At 65.8% G+C, this 17,449-nt stretch carries 14 protein-coding genes and 1 pseudogene; 5 read left to right on the forward strand and 10 right to left on the reverse strand.

The window, feature by feature from the left end:
• Nucleotides 1-8: 8 nt before the first annotated feature.
• On the reverse strand, nucleotides 9-1,055 hold the full coding sequence (purM, locus tag EER27_RS01070; RefSeq protein WP_123086179.1) for a phosphoribosylformylglycinamidine cyclo-ligase: 1,047 nt from the start codon (nucleotides 1,053-1,055) through the stop codon (nucleotides 9-11).
• A 385-nt stretch (nucleotides 1,056-1,440) separates the two neighbouring features.
• On the opposite strand from purM, the gene EER27_RS01075 reads away from it, so the two are divergent.
• From EER27_RS01075 to EER27_RS16790, 5 genes are all read left to right on the forward strand, one after another.
• Nucleotides 1,441-2,571 (forward strand): DUF2066 domain-containing protein, encoded by a 1,131-nt coding sequence (locus tag EER27_RS01075; RefSeq protein WP_123086180.1) that lies wholly within the window; start codon nucleotides 1,441-1,443, stop codon nucleotides 2,569-2,571.
• Entirely contained in the window at nucleotides 2,571-3,719 is a 1,149-nt protein-coding gene (locus EER27_RS01080) for an AI-2E family transporter (RefSeq protein WP_223807109.1), read from the forward strand. Before EER27_RS01075 ends, EER27_RS01080 begins: the two co-directional genes overlap by 1 nt.
• Before the next feature lie 34 nt (nucleotides 3,720-3,753).
• Nucleotides 3,754-4,467 carry a DnaA regulatory inactivator Hda gene (gene hda / locus EER27_RS01085; protein ID WP_123086181.1) on the forward strand — a complete coding sequence of 238 codons (714 nt, stop codon included), beginning with the start codon at nucleotides 3,754-3,756 and terminating at the stop codon, nucleotides 4,465-4,467.
• Between the two features lie 183 nt (nucleotides 4,468-4,650).
• Nucleotides 4,651-9,000, forward strand: a complete 4,350-nt coding sequence (locus EER27_RS01090; RefSeq protein ID WP_123086182.1) for an RHS repeat-associated core domain-containing protein — start codon at nucleotides 4,651-4,653, stop codon at nucleotides 8,998-9,000.
• A complete protein-coding gene (locus tag EER27_RS16790) occupies nucleotides 8,978-9,469 on the forward strand; it encodes a hypothetical protein (protein WP_148040885.1) in 492 nt (163 codons plus the stop codon). The genes EER27_RS01090 and EER27_RS16790 overlap by 23 nt, the downstream gene beginning before the upstream one ends.
• A gap of 128 nt (nucleotides 9,470-9,597) precedes the next feature.
• Here the strand turns inward: EER27_RS16790 and EER27_RS01095 are convergent, their stop codons facing one another.
• The 9 genes and pseudogenes from EER27_RS01095 to EER27_RS01125 form a co-directional block, all read right to left on the reverse strand.
• Nucleotides 9,598-10,116, reverse strand: a complete 519-nt coding sequence (locus tag EER27_RS01095; protein ID WP_223807110.1) for an integrase core domain-containing protein — start codon at nucleotides 10,114-10,116, stop codon at nucleotides 9,598-9,600.
• A 3-nt stretch (nucleotides 10,117-10,119) separates the two neighbouring features.
• Nucleotides 10,120-10,374, reverse strand: coding sequence for a hypothetical protein (locus EER27_RS17230; RefSeq protein ID WP_223807111.1), 255 nt, complete (start codon nucleotides 10,372-10,374; stop codon nucleotides 10,120-10,122).
• 294 nt (nucleotides 10,375-10,668) lie between these two features.
• Nucleotides 10,669-11,037, reverse strand: a complete 369-nt coding sequence (locus tag EER27_RS17535; protein ID WP_425480809.1) for a proprotein convertase P-domain-containing protein — start codon at nucleotides 11,035-11,037, stop codon at nucleotides 10,669-10,671.
• Nucleotides 11,023-12,759 (reverse strand): annotated as a pseudogene (locus EER27_RS01100) (S8 family peptidase); the annotation flags it as partial. The pseudogene EER27_RS01100 and the gene EER27_RS17535, both read right to left, overlap by 15 nt.
• 220 nt (nucleotides 12,760-12,979) lie before the next feature.
• Nucleotides 12,980-13,159 (reverse strand): hypothetical protein, encoded by a 180-nt coding sequence (locus EER27_RS01105; protein ID WP_123086184.1) that lies wholly within the window; start codon nucleotides 13,157-13,159, stop codon nucleotides 12,980-12,982.
• A 200-nt stretch (nucleotides 13,160-13,359) separates the two neighbouring features.
• Nucleotides 13,360-13,938 carry a GNAT family N-acetyltransferase gene (locus tag EER27_RS01110; RefSeq protein ID WP_123086185.1) on the reverse strand — a complete coding sequence of 193 codons (579 nt, stop codon included), beginning with the start codon at nucleotides 13,936-13,938 and terminating at the stop codon, nucleotides 13,360-13,362.
• A gap of 65 nt (nucleotides 13,939-14,003) precedes the next feature.
• Nucleotides 14,004-14,729 (reverse strand): N-acetylmuramate alpha-1-phosphate uridylyltransferase MurU, encoded by a 726-nt coding sequence (murU, locus tag EER27_RS01115; RefSeq protein WP_123086186.1) that lies wholly within the window; start codon nucleotides 14,727-14,729, stop codon nucleotides 14,004-14,006.
• Nucleotides 14,726-15,754, reverse strand: coding sequence for an aminoglycoside phosphotransferase family protein (locus EER27_RS01120; protein ID WP_123086187.1), 1,029 nt, complete (start codon nucleotides 15,752-15,754; stop codon nucleotides 14,726-14,728). Before EER27_RS01120 ends, murU begins: the two co-directional genes overlap by 4 nt.
• Nucleotides 15,755-15,844: 90 nt before the next feature.
• Nucleotides 15,845-17,179 carry an MFS transporter gene (locus tag EER27_RS01125; RefSeq protein WP_123086188.1) on the reverse strand — a complete coding sequence of 445 codons (1,335 nt, stop codon included), beginning with the start codon at nucleotides 17,177-17,179 and terminating at the stop codon, nucleotides 15,845-15,847.
• Between the last annotated feature and the right edge of the window lie 270 nt (nucleotides 17,180-17,449).

Consider the following 17,449-nt stretch of genomic DNA (forward strand, 5'->3'; position numbering starts at 1 on the left):
CGTGGCGATCAGCCGATGCGCACGCGCTCGCCGCCCGCGGCGGCGGCGACCACCTGGCCGATCGGGCGATGCGCCAGGCCCAGGCGCTCGAGATCGGCCGACACCCCCGCGACATCGCCCGGCGCAACCACCAGCACGAAGCCGACGCCGCAGTTGAACGTGCGCCACATCTCGTGCTGCGGCACCGCGCCCTCGCGCTGCAGCCAGTCGAACACCGGCGGCAGCACGATGCTGGACGCCTCGATGTCGAGGCCAAGGCCGTCGGGGATCACGCGGATGATGTTCTCGGTCAGGCCGCCACCGGTGATGTGGGCCATCGCATGCAGATCGTGCAGCTTCAGCAGTTCGAGGATCGGCTTGACGTAGAGCGCGGTCGGCGCCATCAGCGCATCGATCAGCGTGACGCCGCCCACCTCGACATCGGCCGGCCGGCCGGCGCGGTCGAAAATGCGACGGATCAGCGAGTAGCCGTTGGAGTGCGGGCCGCTGGAGGCGATGCCCAGCAGCACGTCGCCGGCGCGCACCTTGCTGCCGTCGAGGATCTGCGACTTCTCGACCGCCGCCACGCAGAAGCCGGCCAGGTCGTACTCGCCCGGCGGGTACATGTCGGGCATCTCGGCCGTCTCGCCGCCGATCAGCGCGCAGCCGGACATCTCGCAACCCTTGGCAATGCCGCCGACCACCGCCACGGTGGTGTCGACATCGAGCTTGCCGGTGGCGAAGTAATCGAGGAAGAACAGCGGCTCGGCGCCCTGCACCAGCACGTCGTTGACGCACATGCCGACCAGGTCGATGCCGATGGTGTCGTGGCGGCCCAGCTGCTGGGCCAGCTTGAGCTTGGTGCCGACGCCGTCGGTGCCGGAGACCAGCACCGGCTCCTTGTACTTGTTCGACAGGTCGAACAACGCGCCGAATCCGCCAAGTCCGCCCATGACCTCGGGGCGGAAGCTGCGCTTGACCAGCGGCTTGATGCGCTCGACCAGTTCATTGCCGGCGTCGATGTCGACACCCGCATCGCGGTAGGTCAGCGGGGTGGGGGAGGTGGGGTTGGACACGGGCGGCCTCGGGCGGTCGCGGGAAAGAGCGCGATTTTAGCAGCCGCGGCGGCCGCCGATGGGCCCCGGACGCGCGCGCGATGCGATACCGGACCTGCGGATGGGCGACGGCGCCCCCCGACACCCGCGCCTGAGCAGGCCGGCCGGGCGTCGACGACGCGGCCGCTCGTCGCCGTCGAGGCCGCCGGAACGGGCTCTGCGGGGCGCCGCTGCGCAACCAGTGCCCGGACACCGCGCCGGATGCGAACGCCGCACGCACCGCGTCAATGGACGTGCCGCCGCCACTACGGCACCATTTCGACAATTTCGCGTGTATGGGATGGCGATGGTTCGTGCAATCCGGGCGGCAGCCCCAGTGACAACCCGACCACCGCTGGCCGCCAGGATGCGGGTTGCGTTCTCCTTGGCCTTCCTGATGGTGCTGCTGCTGGCCAGCTTCACCGCCGTTGCGCAACGCGTCGAAGGCGATCGCGCCAGGGGCCAGGGTGTCTACTCGGCCGAAGTGCCGGTCAACGGGCAGGGCGAGACGGAGCGTGGCAATGCGTTCGCCCGCGGCCTGGCCGAGGTGCTGGGCAAGATGTCGGGCGACCGCGGCGCCGCGTCGCGCCCAGGTATCGGCCCGGAGTTGCGTCGCGCCAAGGAGTACGTCAGCAGCTACGACTACCGCCAGGACGAAGGCATCGGCCCCAGCGGTGCGCCGAGCTACCGCACCACGCTGGTGGTCCGTTACGACGAGGGCCGCGTCAACGAGCTCGCCGCCACCTACGGCCTGGCCGTGTGGCCGCAGCCGCGACCCAAGCCGGTGCTGTGGCTGGCCATCGACGACGGCAGCGGCCCGCGCCTGGTCGGTCTGCCGCAGTCCAACGCGGCCCGTGGGGTGCTCGATCGCGCGGTGGCGCGCGGTTACCGGCTTGGGCTGCCGGGCGGCACCGCCGCCGAGCAGGCGGTGGTCGGATCGATCTGGCGCGGCGACACCGCGGCGGTGGCGCGCGCTTCGCAGCGCTACAGCCCGCCGATGCAGCTCGTCGGCAAGTTGTATCGCAGCCGTGGCGGCTGGACGGCCGACTGGATCTTCGTCGATGGCGGCCGCGTGCTCTCGCGTTGGTCCCACAGCGGTGCCGACGCGCGCCAGGTCATGATCACCGGTGCCGACGGCGCTGCCGACGCCCTGATGCGCCGATACGCCAGGCCCGGCCGCGCCACCAGCCCGGCCGGCACGTACCGCGTGCGAGTCATCGGCATCGACAGCAGCGGCGATTACCTGCGCCTGTCCGGCTATCTGCAACAGCTGGGCGTGGTCGGCAAGATCACGCCGCTGCGCGCCACCCCGGAGGCGGTCGAGTTCAACATCGAGATGCGTGCCGGTCCCACCGGCTTCCGCCGCGCGGTTGCCGCCGGCTCGGTGCTCGAAGCCGTGGGTGGAGAGACCGGCCTGGCTCCGCCGGACGACGGTGATCCGTCCACGCCTCCCCTCCCGGCTCCGACACCGTCGGTGCAAACCTACCGGCTGCGCTGATGCACGCTACCGATCCGATGATCGAGATCGCCCGGTTCCTGCGGCGACTGCAGTGGACCGCGCTCGCCGCCGGCGTGTGCTGGCTGCTGTGGCTGCTTGCCCCGGTACTGACGCCGTTCGTGCTGGCGGCGATGCTGGGCTGGCTGGGCGACCCGCTGGTCGATCGGCTCCAGCGTGCCGGCCGCTCGCGCAACGTTGCGGTGACCCTGGTGTTCGCGCTGATGTCGCTGGTGCTGCTGCTCGCCCTGGTGCTGCTGGTGCCGATGCTGGAGCGCCAGATCGGCATCCTGATCGAATCGCTGCCGCGCTATCGCGACTGGCTGGTGCTGACCGCCATTCCGTGGGTGGAAATGCGCACAGGCTTCGAGATCAGCAACTGGCTCGACCTGGCCCACATCATCGAACTGCTGCGCAGCAACTGGGAGCGCGCCGGCGGCGTCGCCTCCACCTTGCTGGGCTACATGTCGCGCTCGGGCTTCGCGCTGATCGGCATGTTCGCCAACATCGTGCTGCTGCCGGTGCTGACGTTCTTCTTCCTGCGCGATTGGGACCTGCTGGTCGATCGCGTCGCCTCGTTGATCCCGCGTGACTACCTTGGCACCGTACGTCGCCTGGCCAGCGAATCCAGCGACGTGCTCGGCGCGTTCCTGCGCGGGCAGTTCATGGTGATGCTGGTGCTGGGCGTGATGTACGGCGTCGGACTGTGGGCGATCGGACTGGACCTGGGCATCCTGATCGGCGTCATCGCCGGCCTGCTGACTTTCGTGCCGTACATCGGTCCGGCCAGTGGCATCGTGCTGGGCGTCATCGCCGCGCTGGTGCAGTACGGCGACTGGCGGCATGTCGTGGGCGTGCTGGTGGTATTCGGCGTCGGCCAGGTCATCGAGAGCTACTGGCTCACGCCCAAACTGGTTGGTGACCGCATCGGCCTGCACCCCGTCGCTGTGATCTTCGCCGTGCTTGCGGGCGGACAGCTGTTCGGCTTCCTTGGCATGCTGCTGGCATTGCCGGTTGCCGCCGTGGCCAACGTGCTGCTGCGCTACGCGCAGGAGCGCTACACCCACAGCAAGCTGTACGCAGGCGAGCATCCCTCGATCGTGTTGCCGGACCAGCCGGCGCGCGTGCCAGTGGAAAACGACGCCGAGTGAGCGTTTCGATTTCCCTGATTCCACGGGTGCTGCCATGAGCGGCAGCACGCCGGCCGTACCGCAGTTGCCGCTGGCGCTGCGCTACCCGCCGGACCAGCGGCTGGACACCTACGTGGCGGCACCGGCCGGCACGATCGAGCAGTTGCAGGCGCTTGCCACCACGCCCGAGGCCGATTGGGTGTACCTGGCCGGGCCGTCCGGCGTCGGCAAGACCCACCTGTTGCTGGCTACCTGCGCCGCCGCCGAAGCGGCCGGTCGCCGTGCGGGCTACATGCCATTGGCTGCGGCCGCCGGACGCCTGGCCGAAGCGCTGATCGCGTTCGAAGGCAACGACGTGCTGGCGCTCGACGGCCTGGAGGCGATCGCCGGCGATCGCGACGACGAAGTGGCGTTGTTTGAGTTCCACAACCGCGCCCGTGCCGCCAACGTGTCGGTGTTGTACGCCGCGCGCGAGCACCCGGCGACGCTGGGCCTGTGGCTGCCCGACCTGCGCTCGCGGCTGTCGCAATGCGGCCGCATCACGCTCGATCCGCTCGACGACGACGGCCGCCGCAACGTGCTGAGCCAGCGTGCCCAGCGCCGTGGCCTGGTGCTGGAGGAGGCGGCGCTGGACTGGCTGCTCAAGCGCGTCGATCGCGACCTCGGTGGCCTGACCGCCTTGCTCGACCGCCTGGACCGCGCCTCGCTCGCGGCCAAACGCCGCGTGACGGTGCCGTTCCTGCGGCAGACGCTGGGCGCGCAGGACTGACACTCCAACAGAATGTTGGGAGCGAAGTAGGTGTTGTCCGTCTCTTTTGCAATCGGAAACCGCTGGAGTGCTCGGGCCTTGGCGGCTGGATTCGAGCTGGTAGTCGCTTGCCGGTTCCCGTTCTGCTCAATGCTCGGCGTGCGGTGAGTCGTAGATTCATGCCTGTCGAGATTCGCTCTTCAAATGGAAGTGTCCTTTTTCGAGGCTATCGTGCTGAACAAGGGAATGAGAAACAGAGCTTTGGTGTTGTCTGTTTTCAGCGCACTGCTTGGTTTGTCGGTTGGGGCTCTGCCCAGAGATGCGAAAGCCGATGCCAAGTACATGTGCTTCACGGGTTATGTGACCACTGACAAGGGCACTGAGCATGAGGTGACGACCTCTTACACTGTCTGCGAGTGGGTGAACTTCGGGCCTGGCGGCAGCGGCCCTGACGAATCCTTTGTCGATGGACCCTCTCCACTGCCTCCCAATGACGAGGGAGTTGCCGAGGAAGTGCAAAACAAGCCGGACAAAGATCCCTGCGATCGGGCGGCGACGAGTAGTGCGGGCGTGACTACTCAGCCGGTAGTGATTGCCAGTGGTAACAAGATCAAGTCGGAGGTCGATTTTTCGGAGCGTTCCGGATTGGTATTGGAGCGCTACTACGACAAATCCCTTGGTCGGGCGGGAATGTTCGGTCCGAAGTGGTCATCGAACATTGAATATACGTTGAGCTTCCACTACGGGTTGAGTGTGTGCGAAGGGAGGCTGGGCGCGATCACGAGCTGCTTCACCGGAATGCAGGAGCTTTCGAAGATCAGTGCTTACCGGCCTGGCGGCGGCGCCTACACGTACACGAAGGACGAACTGGGTGTCTGGAAGAATATGGTCGGTGATGTCCTGGTTCCAGTGGGCGAAAACTGGCAAATCACGACCGCAAACGGTGGCGTGGAGGTCTACGACCAGTACGGTCGACCACTCAGTCGTCGCGACATCCGTAATGTCGGGGTGTCCTACACCTACGACATCAACAATCAGTTGGCATCGGTACGGCACAGCTCCGGTCGAAGCCTGCAGTTCTCCTGGGTGTCCGGCAGGGTGACCTCCATCGTCGCGCCCGGCGGGAAGCTTTACGGGTATGGCTATGGAGCGGGGTATCTCACGGGTGTGACCTATCCCGATACGCTAGGCAGTCGCGCCTATCTTTACGAAGATGGGGCGCAGCCTGGTGGAATGACGGGTATCTTGGTCAACGGCGTGCGCCACAGTCGTTACAGTTACTACTCTGATGGGCGCGTAAAGAAGTCCGGCCTTGGTGTTGATGGAAGTACCGATGCCAGTTCCTTCACATACGGAACCGACTATACCGACGTTACCAATGCGCTTGGTCAGACCACCCGCTACCAAACGGCGGAAGTTGGCGGAGGGTTGCGAGTAATCGGCGTCGAACGTCCCGCGAGTCTGGCCTGCCCGTTAGGCGGTCGTTATACCGCCTACGGCACCAACGGCGCTGTCGACTATCGACTCGACGCAAACGGTGTGAAGACCGATTTCACCTATGATGCCAAGGGTCGCCTGGTTCAGGAGATTGTTGGTATTGGTTCCGCAGGTGAGACCGATCAACAGCAGATCACTCAGTACATTTGGGATGCGAATCACACAGGGCGCGTCAACGGCGTCAGGGTTTTTGGAAGTTCGTTGAGCTTGCCGATTTCGGAAACGGTCTACGACTATTTTCCTGATGGAGATCCCCGCGCGAGGTTGCTGCGCAGTTTGGCGATCATCAATCGCAGCGCGATCGGTGTGGCCGGCCAAACTCTTGCCACAACGTACGACTACACGTTTCACCCGAATGGGATGGTCAAGACTCGTTCCGAGGATGGTCCTATTTCGGGCCTCGGAGATCGAGTTACCCGCACATTCGATACTGCTGGAAATCTGCTGTCGGTGAGCAACGGTCTCGGTCACACGGTAAGCCAGAGTGGCCACAACGCGATGGGACAACCGGCGCGGTTGGTCGGCGCCAATGGCGAGATCGTTGACCTCACCTATGACGCGCTTGGGCGCGCCAAGTCGCGCCGGACCTATCTCAATGATTCAGCGCAGGACCATCTGTACGAGTACGACACCCATGGCAACGTGACCAAGTTGACATTGCCAGATGGCCAAGTGCGGGAGTACACGTACGATGTGTCCAACCCAGAGTTGTTGACGCGCATCGAGGAGAAGGACAGGGTAGTTGAATTCGGCGCAGCCGAAGCGAAGCGCGGAGTTTCATTCAGCTACAACAAGCTGGGTGGGCAGACAGCTTCGTCGGCATGGCGCAAGCATCTGTTCTACGAACCGGAATCGTGCAGTCCGAACCCCATCTGCGATCCGGTCGATCCTGATGAAGGGCTCGTGCCAACTTGGCGCACCGCCGTCGCCTATCAGGCCTTTGGTGACTTTGACGTCTCCGGCCTTCCGTCTGCAACGCGCGGCAACAATGGGCAAAAGCAGAGCTACAACTACGATTCCAACGGCGACGTACAGACGACCAAGGATTCACTTGGCCGCGTCACCACCAGTACCCGTGATCGCCATCGGCGTGTGGTTGCTTCCAAGAACGCCTTGAATGGCACCACCAAATACGAGTACGACGCGATCGGCAGATTGACCAAAGTCATCGATCCTCGCGGAAAGCCGACGACCTATGTCTACGATGGGTTGGGTCTGCTGTGGGCGCAGTACAGTCGTGACACAGGCGCCACGCAATTCACGTACCGGGCCGATGGATTGATGGCCACCATGACCCGGGCAGACGCCAAGGTCACGACCTATGCCCACGATGGATTGGGTCGTGCAACGTCCATCTCGACCGGCGCAAGCGTTCAGAGCTTCACGTATGACGCCTGCGCCAACGGGAAGGGTCGGATTTGCCAGGTACTCGACTCGTCAGGGCAGCTCGACTATGGCTATTCAGCCTATGGGCAACTGGTCAGCAAGTCGCAGAAGGTTGGCGGCAGCGCCGTCGCGTTCGGTCAGGCCTACGCGTACGATGGCATGGGCCGATTGACCGGTATCAGCTACGGCGGTGGCGTCAGTGTCGGGTATGGCTACACGTTCGGTCGGGTGACCGCAGTGACGGCCGTGGTTGGGGGAAACGTGAAGGACATCGCCACCGACATCAAGTACGAGCCTAACGGCCCGGCATCCGGATGGACCTATGGCAACGGGCTTGTTCAGACTGTCATCTACGATCAGGACTGGCGCCAGACCCTGCGCAAGACGAGCAACGGCAGCACGGCCATGCAAAGCCTTGCATTTGGCTATGACACCAACAACAACCTCACCAACCTCACCAATGCAACCAATGTCAGTCTGACCCAGGCCTATTCGTACGATGCGCTGGGCAGGTTGGCTGGCGTGACCGCGAGCAGCGCTGACCAGGAATTCACTTACGACGCGACTGGTAACCGAACCAGTCATACCTGGGGTGGGTCGACGGATATGTACACCGTCAGCAGTGCCAGCAATCGATTGGATGCCATTACCGGGTCGCGAGCCGAAAGTTTCACCATCGACGCCAACGGAAACACTACGGCCAATGCCGGTGCGTCCTACGTCTACGACGACTTCAATCGACTATCGTCGGCTACCAAGGGCGGAGTGACCGCCACCTACAGGGTCAATGCACTCGGCCAGCGAGTCTACAAATCCCGCGGCGGACCCAACACGACGGTGTTCATGCACGGGCAGGATGGAATGCTGGCGGCGGAGTACGCGTACTCAGGCACCTGGACCCATTACATCCGCCTAGGCACTGAGGTGATCGGGTTCGTACGCGGCGGGCAGGTGTATTTCGCCCACAACGATCACCTCGGTCGGCCGGAGCTGGTCACCAACGCGGCCAAGGCGGTGGTTTGGCGCGCCAAGAACTACGCGTTTGACCGCACGGTCACCGTCGATTCGGTAGGTGGCTTCAATCTTGGTTTCCCAGGCCAGTATTACGACAGTGAAACCGGTCTGTGGCACAATGGCTTCCGAGACTATGACGCGTCGTTGGGTCGTTACATACAGTCCGACCCGATCGGACTGGCGGGTGGACTCAACACCTATGCCTATGTCGGGGGGAATCCGATTAGCCTGATCGACCCGCTTGGGTTGGCTTCGCTTTGCGAAGCAATGGCCGATGTAATGAAGAACGACGACCGCTTTGTAAATGGAACTCCATTCAATCCGTTGGATGTTGGTACTGAATATATTCCTGAGGGCGGGCATGGTCCTTCGTTTGCCAACTTCACGCATTCCGACGGAAAGGATTACGACATTCAGTACATCCAGATGGGGTGGTCAATTACGGCAAGTCCTTTGGGTGCGCGCCCTAGTAACTATCTGCAGGCGCATGCGTTGTTTGCTGGCTGGATGTTCTTCGTTGCTGGAATGCAGGACAAGAGCTACTTCCAGCAAAACAACATTCTTCCTAATGCGCGGGCGTTTGATCTGGCTACTAAAGGTGCATTGACCAATGACACGTTTAAGGGCTTCTATGATGAAAACTGCAAATGTCAGTAGAACGTTCGTTAAATTGTGGCTAGCGATTGTCTGTGTGTTCGGCGTTTGGTTTGTCGTCCGTGCTGAACTGGTTGATGTCGTGGCGATGGCATTTCTCATAATGGTGGCTGTGATCGCGATGGTCATGGCTGTAAGGGGAGGCCATCGATATCTCGCTGCGCTTACCGCAACCATTGCTGCTGTCTTGGTTGCTGTAATGATCTATTGTTGGATGCAAGCGAAGGAAAGGGCAGACCATTTCGCAGCGGAGTTCATTCGCTCGCATGCTTGTGCTCCGTCATTCGATGAGCTACTTACGAGTTCAGGCGATTGGAAGAGGAGTCGCGTCAGAGGCCATATCCGGGCGGATATCCGCTTTTTTGGCGCCTCGCGTTTGGTGACCTATCAGAACAACGGCCTGCTGCGCTTCGGACTCATGGATGAAACTCGGACGGTTTGGATCCCGCAATGTAAGGGCGAGGACCGGTAGCCCCGTAGGGCGGATTAGCGAAGCGTAGTCCGCCGCATGCGGCGAGCGATGATGCACACGAAGCCCCGCCCTCACCAGCGGGGTTTTTGTTTGGCTGCTCTGTAATGACCCAGCAGTTTCCGCACAGGTCAGGCCGCTAAAGCATATGCCTCGGCGGGGGTTTTCATGCCGAGCGCCTGGCGTGGGCGCCGGTGGTTGTAGAACTGAATCCAGTCGCCAATCGCCCGGCTCGCATGCTGCTGCGTTTCGAACCGGTGCCGGTGCGCGCATTGTTCCTTGAGCGTGCGGATCACCCGTTCCACCATGCCGTTCTGCTGCGGGCAGTGCGGCGTGATGAACTCCTGGCGCAGGCCATAGCTGCGCACCAGGCGCATGTAGTTGCGACTGGTGAACACCAGGCCGTCGTCGGAGCGCAGCAGGAAGGGGGCAGGCACACGCCCGAGTGTGCCGAAGCGGGCGATCAACTCCTGCTCGAGCGCCGCCGATGCCGTGCTCGCCTTGCCACTGCGCGACAGGTGCCAGCCCAGCAATTGCCGGGTATGACAATCGATCACCAGGGCCAAGGTCAGCCAGCCATCACGGCCGCCCCAGATTCGACACAGATCGGTCGCCCAGCGCCGGTCCGGCGCCGTGGCTACCGACGGCAAGGCCTAGATCCGCGGCCGCTGGCCAATGGCGCGCTTGCGCACCTGCCAGCCCTTGAGCTGGAAGATGCGCTGCACCGTGTTCTTGTTCAGGCCCAGCAACCCGGCGACCGTGAGGTAGCCGAACGAGGGCTCTGCCTCGATCATCGCCTTGATCGATTCCGCCAATGCCGGCTGCACCACGGGCGCGGCCTTCGTTGGCCGGTAGTACTGCGTGCGCCGCGGCAGGTCGAACCAGCGGCATAGCTGGCTCAGCGACACCACCAGGCCCTCCTCCTTGAGAACTGTAGGGGGTCGTTGACCCGCCGCTGTGACGCAGCGAAGTCTCGCACTGCGGGGCTTCTTCCTTTGGCCGCTACGGTCGTATGTCGCGAAAGAGCGTCGGGCTTGAGCCCGACCTACCGAATCACCGTAGAGCGGGCCCAGGCCCGCCTGCCGGATCTAGGGATCGAAGCCCCGCCTTACCCGGCGGGGCTTCTTTCGTTTGCGACTGGCTGCGATGGCACGCGCTGCGGACGACTTCCAGTGCGTAACCCGCGACGCAACGCGTGCGGTTTAGAAGTTGACGCTCCAGCTGTTGATGTAGCCGTAGTCGCCGGCGTACGCGTCGTGCACACGCAGGTACCAGTTGCCGTTGAGCGGTTTGCCGGCCAGGTTCACGGTGTAGCTGCCGATCAGGTTGTCGGTGCTACCGCCGGCATAGTTGTGCAGGTTGACTACGGTGTTGTCAGGCGCGATCAGGTCCACCGTGAAGTCGCCGCGGTACGGGTGGCGGATGTCCAGCGAGACCGTCGCGTTGCTCGGGGCGGTGCCGCTGCGGCCGCTGACCGTGATCGGGCTGAGCACGGTGCCGGGGTCCGGGATCTGGTAGTCGCCGGCATTGCTGTAGGTCAGGCGGCTGCTGGCGGTGTAGCGGCCGGTCACGCTCAGGTCCGAGAACGCGGCGTACGCCTTCACCAACAGGTAGTAGGTGCCCGCCTGCGGCGCGGCGATGGTGCAGGTCTCGTTGCTGCTCGGGCCATCGGCCTTGCAGACAAACGAGGTCGGCGAGGCCAGGCCACCGTACTTGACGAAGATGTCGGCATCGCCGTTGGCACCGGCGGTGGTGAAGGTCAGGTTGCTGGCACCGGCCGGCACCACCAGGCTGTAGTGCAGCTCGTAGTTGAGCGATGCCCAGGCGCCGCTGCGGGTCACGCCGTTGGTGAGGACCGTGGCGGTCGGCGGCGGCGTGGTGCCGCCGGTGATCGCGTTGACCGCGGCCTGCGCGTTGAGCATGCCCGGGCCGATCACGCGGTCGGGGGTGTACGGGAATGCGCGCGACGTGCTCTTCAGCAACGCTTCGATCTGCGCCGGCGTGCGTGGCGTGGCGCCAGCGCGCGACTGCATCAGCGCGATCACGCCGGCCACGTGCGGCGTTGCCATGGAGGTGCCTGACATCCAGCCGTACCCGCCGGCGGCCGGTACCGTGCTGCCGGTGTTGATGGTGGAGTAGATGCTGCTGCCCGGCGCGGCGATGTCGATCAGGTTGCCGTAGTTGGAGAAGCCCGAGCGATACGCCTCACGCGTGGTGGAGGCGACGGTGACCACGTTCGCGCAGTTGGCCGGGTTGTAGTTGCTGGCGTCGGCGTTGTTGTTGCCGGCCGCCACCACCACCGTCGATCCACGCGAGACGGCGCCGTTGATCGCGTTCTGGTAGGTCGAGCTGCAGCTGCCGTAGCCGCCCAGGCTGAGGTTGAGCACCTTGGCCGGGTTCGCGTTGGCTGGCGCGCCGGACACGCTGCCACCGGACGCCCAGATGATGCCGTCGGCGATGTCGGACACCCAGCCACCACAGGTGCCGAGCACGCGCACCGGGACGATCTTCGCCTGCGGTGCGACACCGGTCACGCCGATGCCGTTGTTGCTGACCGCGGCGATGGTGCCGGCCACGTGGGTGCCGTGGAACGAGCTGTTGCCCCATTCGCCGGCGTTGGTGCCGCACTCGTAGTTGCGGTACCAGTCGCCCTGGTCGAGCGGGTTGTTGTCGCGGCCGTTGCCGTCGCGCGCCTTGCCGGCGTCGGCGATCATGTCGTAGCCGGGCAGGATGTTGGCGTTGAGATCGGCATGGCTGGTGATGCCGGTGTCGATCACCGCCACCACCACGCCGCTGCCTTGGGTCATGTCCCAGGCCTGCGGTGCCTTGATGCCGCCGGTGCCTTCGAAGTAGTGCCACTGCTGGGTGGCGTAGTACGGATCGTTCGGCGACCAGGTCGGGCGCATCAGCTGGTCGACTTCGACGTACTCGACGTTCGGGTCCGCCGCGATCTGTCGCATCAGGATCTCGGCCTGCAGGCGGTCCAGCTTGCGGTTGCTGCGCACGACGTCGGCACCGGTACCGATGCGGCGCAGGCGTTGCAGCGTCAGCGGACTGCCGCCCGCCACCGAGCCCGCGGCGCGCGCCAGCGAGCCCTGCAGCGCGCTGGCGCTGCTGCTGGCGGTGCTGCCGGTGCGGTACTTGACGATGAAGCGGTCGTGGCTCTCCTGCGACTGCAGGCTGGACAGGTTGATGCGCGCGGCCGTGGCATTGCCGGCCGGGCCGGCCATGGCGGGCAACGCGGCGGCGATCAGGCCGGCGGTGGCGATGGCCAGGGCGGTGTGGCGAAGCATCGGGCGCAGCGAATGACGCGCGGTGGTGTGCGTGGTGGATTGCATGGTGGTTCCCCCTTGGAAATGCCGGTCCGTTCACCCGGCGATGGCGCCGTGCCCCTGAGTGGCCTGGCGCGTCCACTGCGGGCGGTTTGCCGCAGTGCGGGCGCAAGCTAGTGGGCGCGTCGGGGGGCGACAACGGGCAAATGCGCTGCAGTCGCGGTCGCCAACGTGACCGGGCTCATGCATCCGCAAAGCGCCGTGCCGGCGGCTTCGCCTGGCCGTTCGCGAATGCGGGTTCGGGTACGGCCAAGCGCTCCGGATCTGCGACGCAACGCACCCGAAAAGCGGACTTGAGCGCGCGCGCCGCGCCATTCGCAAACACCGTCACGGCGCATTGCGTGATCGGCGTCGCGAACATTCGTATACGGTGTCCGATTTGCGGGCAATGCCGACGGTTGCGGACGGGCGATGTGTGCCCGCTGTCACGCCGACGGCGCCACGCGTGTGGCGCGATGGATCAACCGGACCGGCGCCGCCGGTGGCTACCGTCGCGAGGGCGAGGCCGACGCCGGTCCGCAACGTCCCGGCCCGATGCGAGGGACGGTGCAACCAAGGCGTCTAACGCGGAAATTGCAGGTACCAGAACAATGCGGTTTCCGGCGCGTGGGATTCCAGCGCCGCGTAGAGCATGCGGTCGATGCCGCCCAGGACGAACCCGTAGCGCTCGTAGAACAGGCAGGCCGCCACGTTGTTGTTCTGGGTTTCCAGCATGATTCCCGACAGTTCTGCCGACCTGGCCCAGTCGACGGCGCGGTCCATCAACGCCCTGGCACAGCCCTGGCGGCGGGCCGTGCGGCTGACCGCGATGTCGTCGATGAGGGCCAGCGCGTTCCAGTTGGAACGGATGGCCAGATAGCCGACCAATTGGCCGTCCAGCCGGGCCACGAACAGGGCCTGATCGGTGGCTTCCAGGTGCTCGCGATAGTCCTCGGGATCGCTGTCGTAGCGCTTGCGGTAGGGCGCGATCTCGCGGCAGCGGTCAATCAGCGGCGTGTCGAAGGCGGGCAGGATTTCCCGATCGATCGTGAAGCTGAAATCGATGGCGCGGGCTTCATTGAAGAATCGCGCATCGGCCGCCTCGATGATCAGGGGCGGCTCGGCCAATGCCGTGGTGTCGCCAACCAGATGCTGCGTCATGACCTTCCTTGGGACGCTGGGTTTGACATCCGTCCGTGCGCAAGCGGTCGGACGCGATCGTGGTGCTAGCCGTTTGTCGACAGCCGCGCATCCAGCTGCGCCAACCGTTCCGGCGTGCCGACGTCGGTCCAGTGGCCGCGGTGATGCTCGCCGGTGACCGCACCGCGCGCCATCGCCGCGCGCAGCAATGGGGCGAGTTTGAAGCGCGGCGGCGTGTCGTCGACGCCGGCGACATCGCCGATCACCGTGCGCCAATCGGCCAGCAACGCCGGGCGGTACACGCCGATGCCGGAGAAGGTGAGGCGTGCGTCGTCGTCGCTGCCGCAGGCCACGCGGTCGCCGGTGAGCACGAAGTCGCCCCGTGGGTGCTGCGCCGGGTTGTCGACCAGCACCAGGTGCGCGTCGCCGTCGGGTTCGCGCGGCAGGGCGTCGAAGTCGTGGTCGGTCCAGATGTCGCCGTTGACCGCGATGAACGGCGCGCGCGCGTCGTCGCCATCGCACAGCAACGCCAGCGCGTTGAACATGCCGCCACCGGTTTCCAGCGGCGTGGCGCCCTCGTACGCGTAGTGCAGGCGCAGGCCCCAGTGCCTGCCATCACCGAGCGCGGGTTCGAAACATTCGGCCAGCCAGCTGGTGTTGACCACCACCTCGCGCACGCCGATCGCCGCGAGCTTTTCCAGGTGCCAGGCGATCAACGGCTTGCCGCCGGCCGTCAGCAACGGCTTGGGGGTGTGGTTGGTCAGCGGACGCATGCGCTCGCCCAGGCCGGCGGCGAAGATCAGCGCCTTCATGCTTCGGCGGCGTGCAGCGCCGGGCGCACGTGACGGTCGAGGATTTGCTGCAGCGGCGCCAGCTCGGGGTAGTTGGGCACCACGCCGTCGAGGTAGGCCAGGAAACGCGGCACGTCGGCCAGATACTTGGGCTTGCCATCACGGTGGTTGAGGCGCGCGAAGATGCCCATCACCTTGAGGTGCCGCTGCACGCCGATCCAGTCGGCATCGCGGCGGAAGCGATCGATCGGCGGTACCGGCAGACCGGCGGCGGTGGCGCGCGCGTGATAGCGGTCGAGCCAACCGGCCACGTGCTCGGCCGGCCAGCTCAGGAACGCGTCCTTGAACAGGCTCAGCGGGTCGTAGGCGATGGGTCCGCGCACCGCGTCCTGGAAGTCGAGCACGGCGGGGCCGTCGCCGGCCACCGGCATCAGGTTGCGTGGCATGAAGTCGCGGTGCACCAGCACCTGCGGCTGCGCGAGCGCGTTGTCGATCAACCGGCGGTAGACCAGGTCGAGGTGCTCCATGTCGCCGCAATCGAGCGCGATGCCCAGGTGCCGGCCGAGGAACCACTCGTCGAACAGACGCAGCTCGCGCGTGAGCAGGGCCTCGTCGTAGCTGGGCAGGTCGGGCGGGCAGGCGATTGCCTGGATCTTCAGCAACTGGCTGACCGCGTCATCGAGCAATGCGTCGGCGTTGTGCAGTCCGATCACATGCAGATAGGTGTCGGCACCGAGGTCTTCGAGCAGCAGGAACCCCGCCTCGACGTCGCGCGCCAGCACGCGCGGCACGCGCACGCCGCCGGCCTCGAGCACGTCGCGCATGGCCAGCCACGGACGCACGTCTTCCTTGTCGGGCGGCGAGTCCATGACGATCACGCTGTTCGGAGCCGCGCTGCCGTCGCCGGTGGCGCCGCGCCAGTAGCTGCGGAAACCGGCGTCGGTGGAGGCGCGGTGCAGGGTGAAGGCGTCGTCGCCGGTGGCGGCGCGGGCCCAGGCCAGACGCTCGGCTTCGCGGGCGGATTCGGGGTGCAGCGGATCGGTCATGCAGGCGGCTCGTGGTGTGCGTGCGGCGGATGCCGCAGACGCACAGGGTACCGGTCGGCCGCGCGGGAGTGGAGCCCGGCGGGGGCGCGGCTACCAGCTGTCCTCGAGCATGCGCGGTCGACAGGCCAGGTAGCCGCCGGTTGCCAGCACCAGCAGGCACACGGTCAGGAAGGCGAACGGCCAGAGCCAGCCGCCGAAGCGGTCGTGCAGCAGCCCGAACAGCAACGGTCCAGCGCAGCTGAGCACGTAACCCAGGCCCTGGGTGAAGCCTGACAGCGCGGCCGAGCCCGGCGCGCTGCGCGTGCGCAGGTTGATCAGGGTCAGCGCCAGCGGAAAGGTCGCCGGACCGAGACCCAGCAGGGCCACCCACAGCGCCGTGAACGTCATCGGCGCCAGCAGCAGCCCGGCGAATGCCGCCAGGTGCGCCGCGCAGCAGGCGAGCACCAGCGGAAACGGGTTGCGCATGCGCACCGCCAACGACGGAACCGACAGCGCGCTGATCAGGCCCATCGCCGAGTACAGCCCGACCATCGTGCCGCCGAGCGTGGCACTGCCGCCGGCGTCGATCAGCAACTTGGGCAACCAGGTGAACATCGAGTAGCTGACCAGCGAGGTCATGCCAAACATCAGCGCCATGCCCCAGGCGACCGGCGAGCGCCAGACGCGGCCGGTGGCCACGGGCGCGGCGAGTTCGGGGGCTTCGTCGCCCGGCGCGACCGCGCGGTCGTGCGTGGCCGCCAGCGCCCGGGCGATCGGCGTGCGGCCGTAGCGCTCCGCCCACAGCGTGATGGCCCACGGCAGGGTCGCGGCCAGTGCAACCAGCGACCACGCGCCCAACGACACCCGCCAGCCGGCAAGATCGGCCAGCGGCACCGCCGCCACGGCCGGCACGATGGTGCCGAACTGCAGCACGGCGATGTACATCGAGCTGGTCGCGCCGAGGCGATCGGCGAAGTAGCGCTTGACCAGCGGCGGCAGCACGACGTTGCCGATGCCCATGCCCGACAGCGCCACGGCCGAGGCGATCAGCAGGTCGGCGGTACCGCCGGCGAACGCGCGCGCGAGCAGGCCCGCGGCGGCCAGCAACATCGCCACCAGCACGGTGCGTTCGAGCCCGAGCCGACGCGCGATGGCGGGTGTGGCCACGCCAAACAGGCCGAACGCGGCCGTTGGAACCATGCCGAACACGCCGGTCATGGCGGAGCCGAAACCGAACTCGCGACCCAGGCTGTCCAGCAGTGGGGTCAGCGAGGTGACCGCGGTGCGCAGGTTCAGCGCCGCCAGCGCGATGCCGGCCAGCACCAGCAGGCGGCCGCGCCACGGCGCCGCACCGATGCCGATCGCACTGGACGGGGGAACGGCCGGGCCTGCGACCGCAAGACGGGCCGCGGGCGGAGGGGGAATGGCGTGGGCGTGGTGGGTCATGGATCCAGTAACACTGCGACGCGCCTGCCGGGCACGGCACAGGCGGCGGTTCAAACGGGGGATGCCAATGGCGTGGCCCGCATCGCCGGATCGAGGAATCGTGGTGTGCGGGGAGGGCGATGGCGGTGTGCGGGCAGTGTGCGCGCCCGGGGCCGCCAAGACGATGCCCTGACGGGCACGCTGTGTTGCAGCATCGGGGGTTACGCGCAAGGTGTCAGAGCAAGCACAAAGGCGGCCGATCTGGAGAGCTAGCCAAAGAAGGGACCGATG

This window comes from Montanilutibacter psychrotolerans (assembly GCF_003719825.1).
GTDB lineage: Bacteria > Pseudomonadota > Gammaproteobacteria > Xanthomonadales > Xanthomonadaceae > Montanilutibacter > Montanilutibacter psychrotolerans.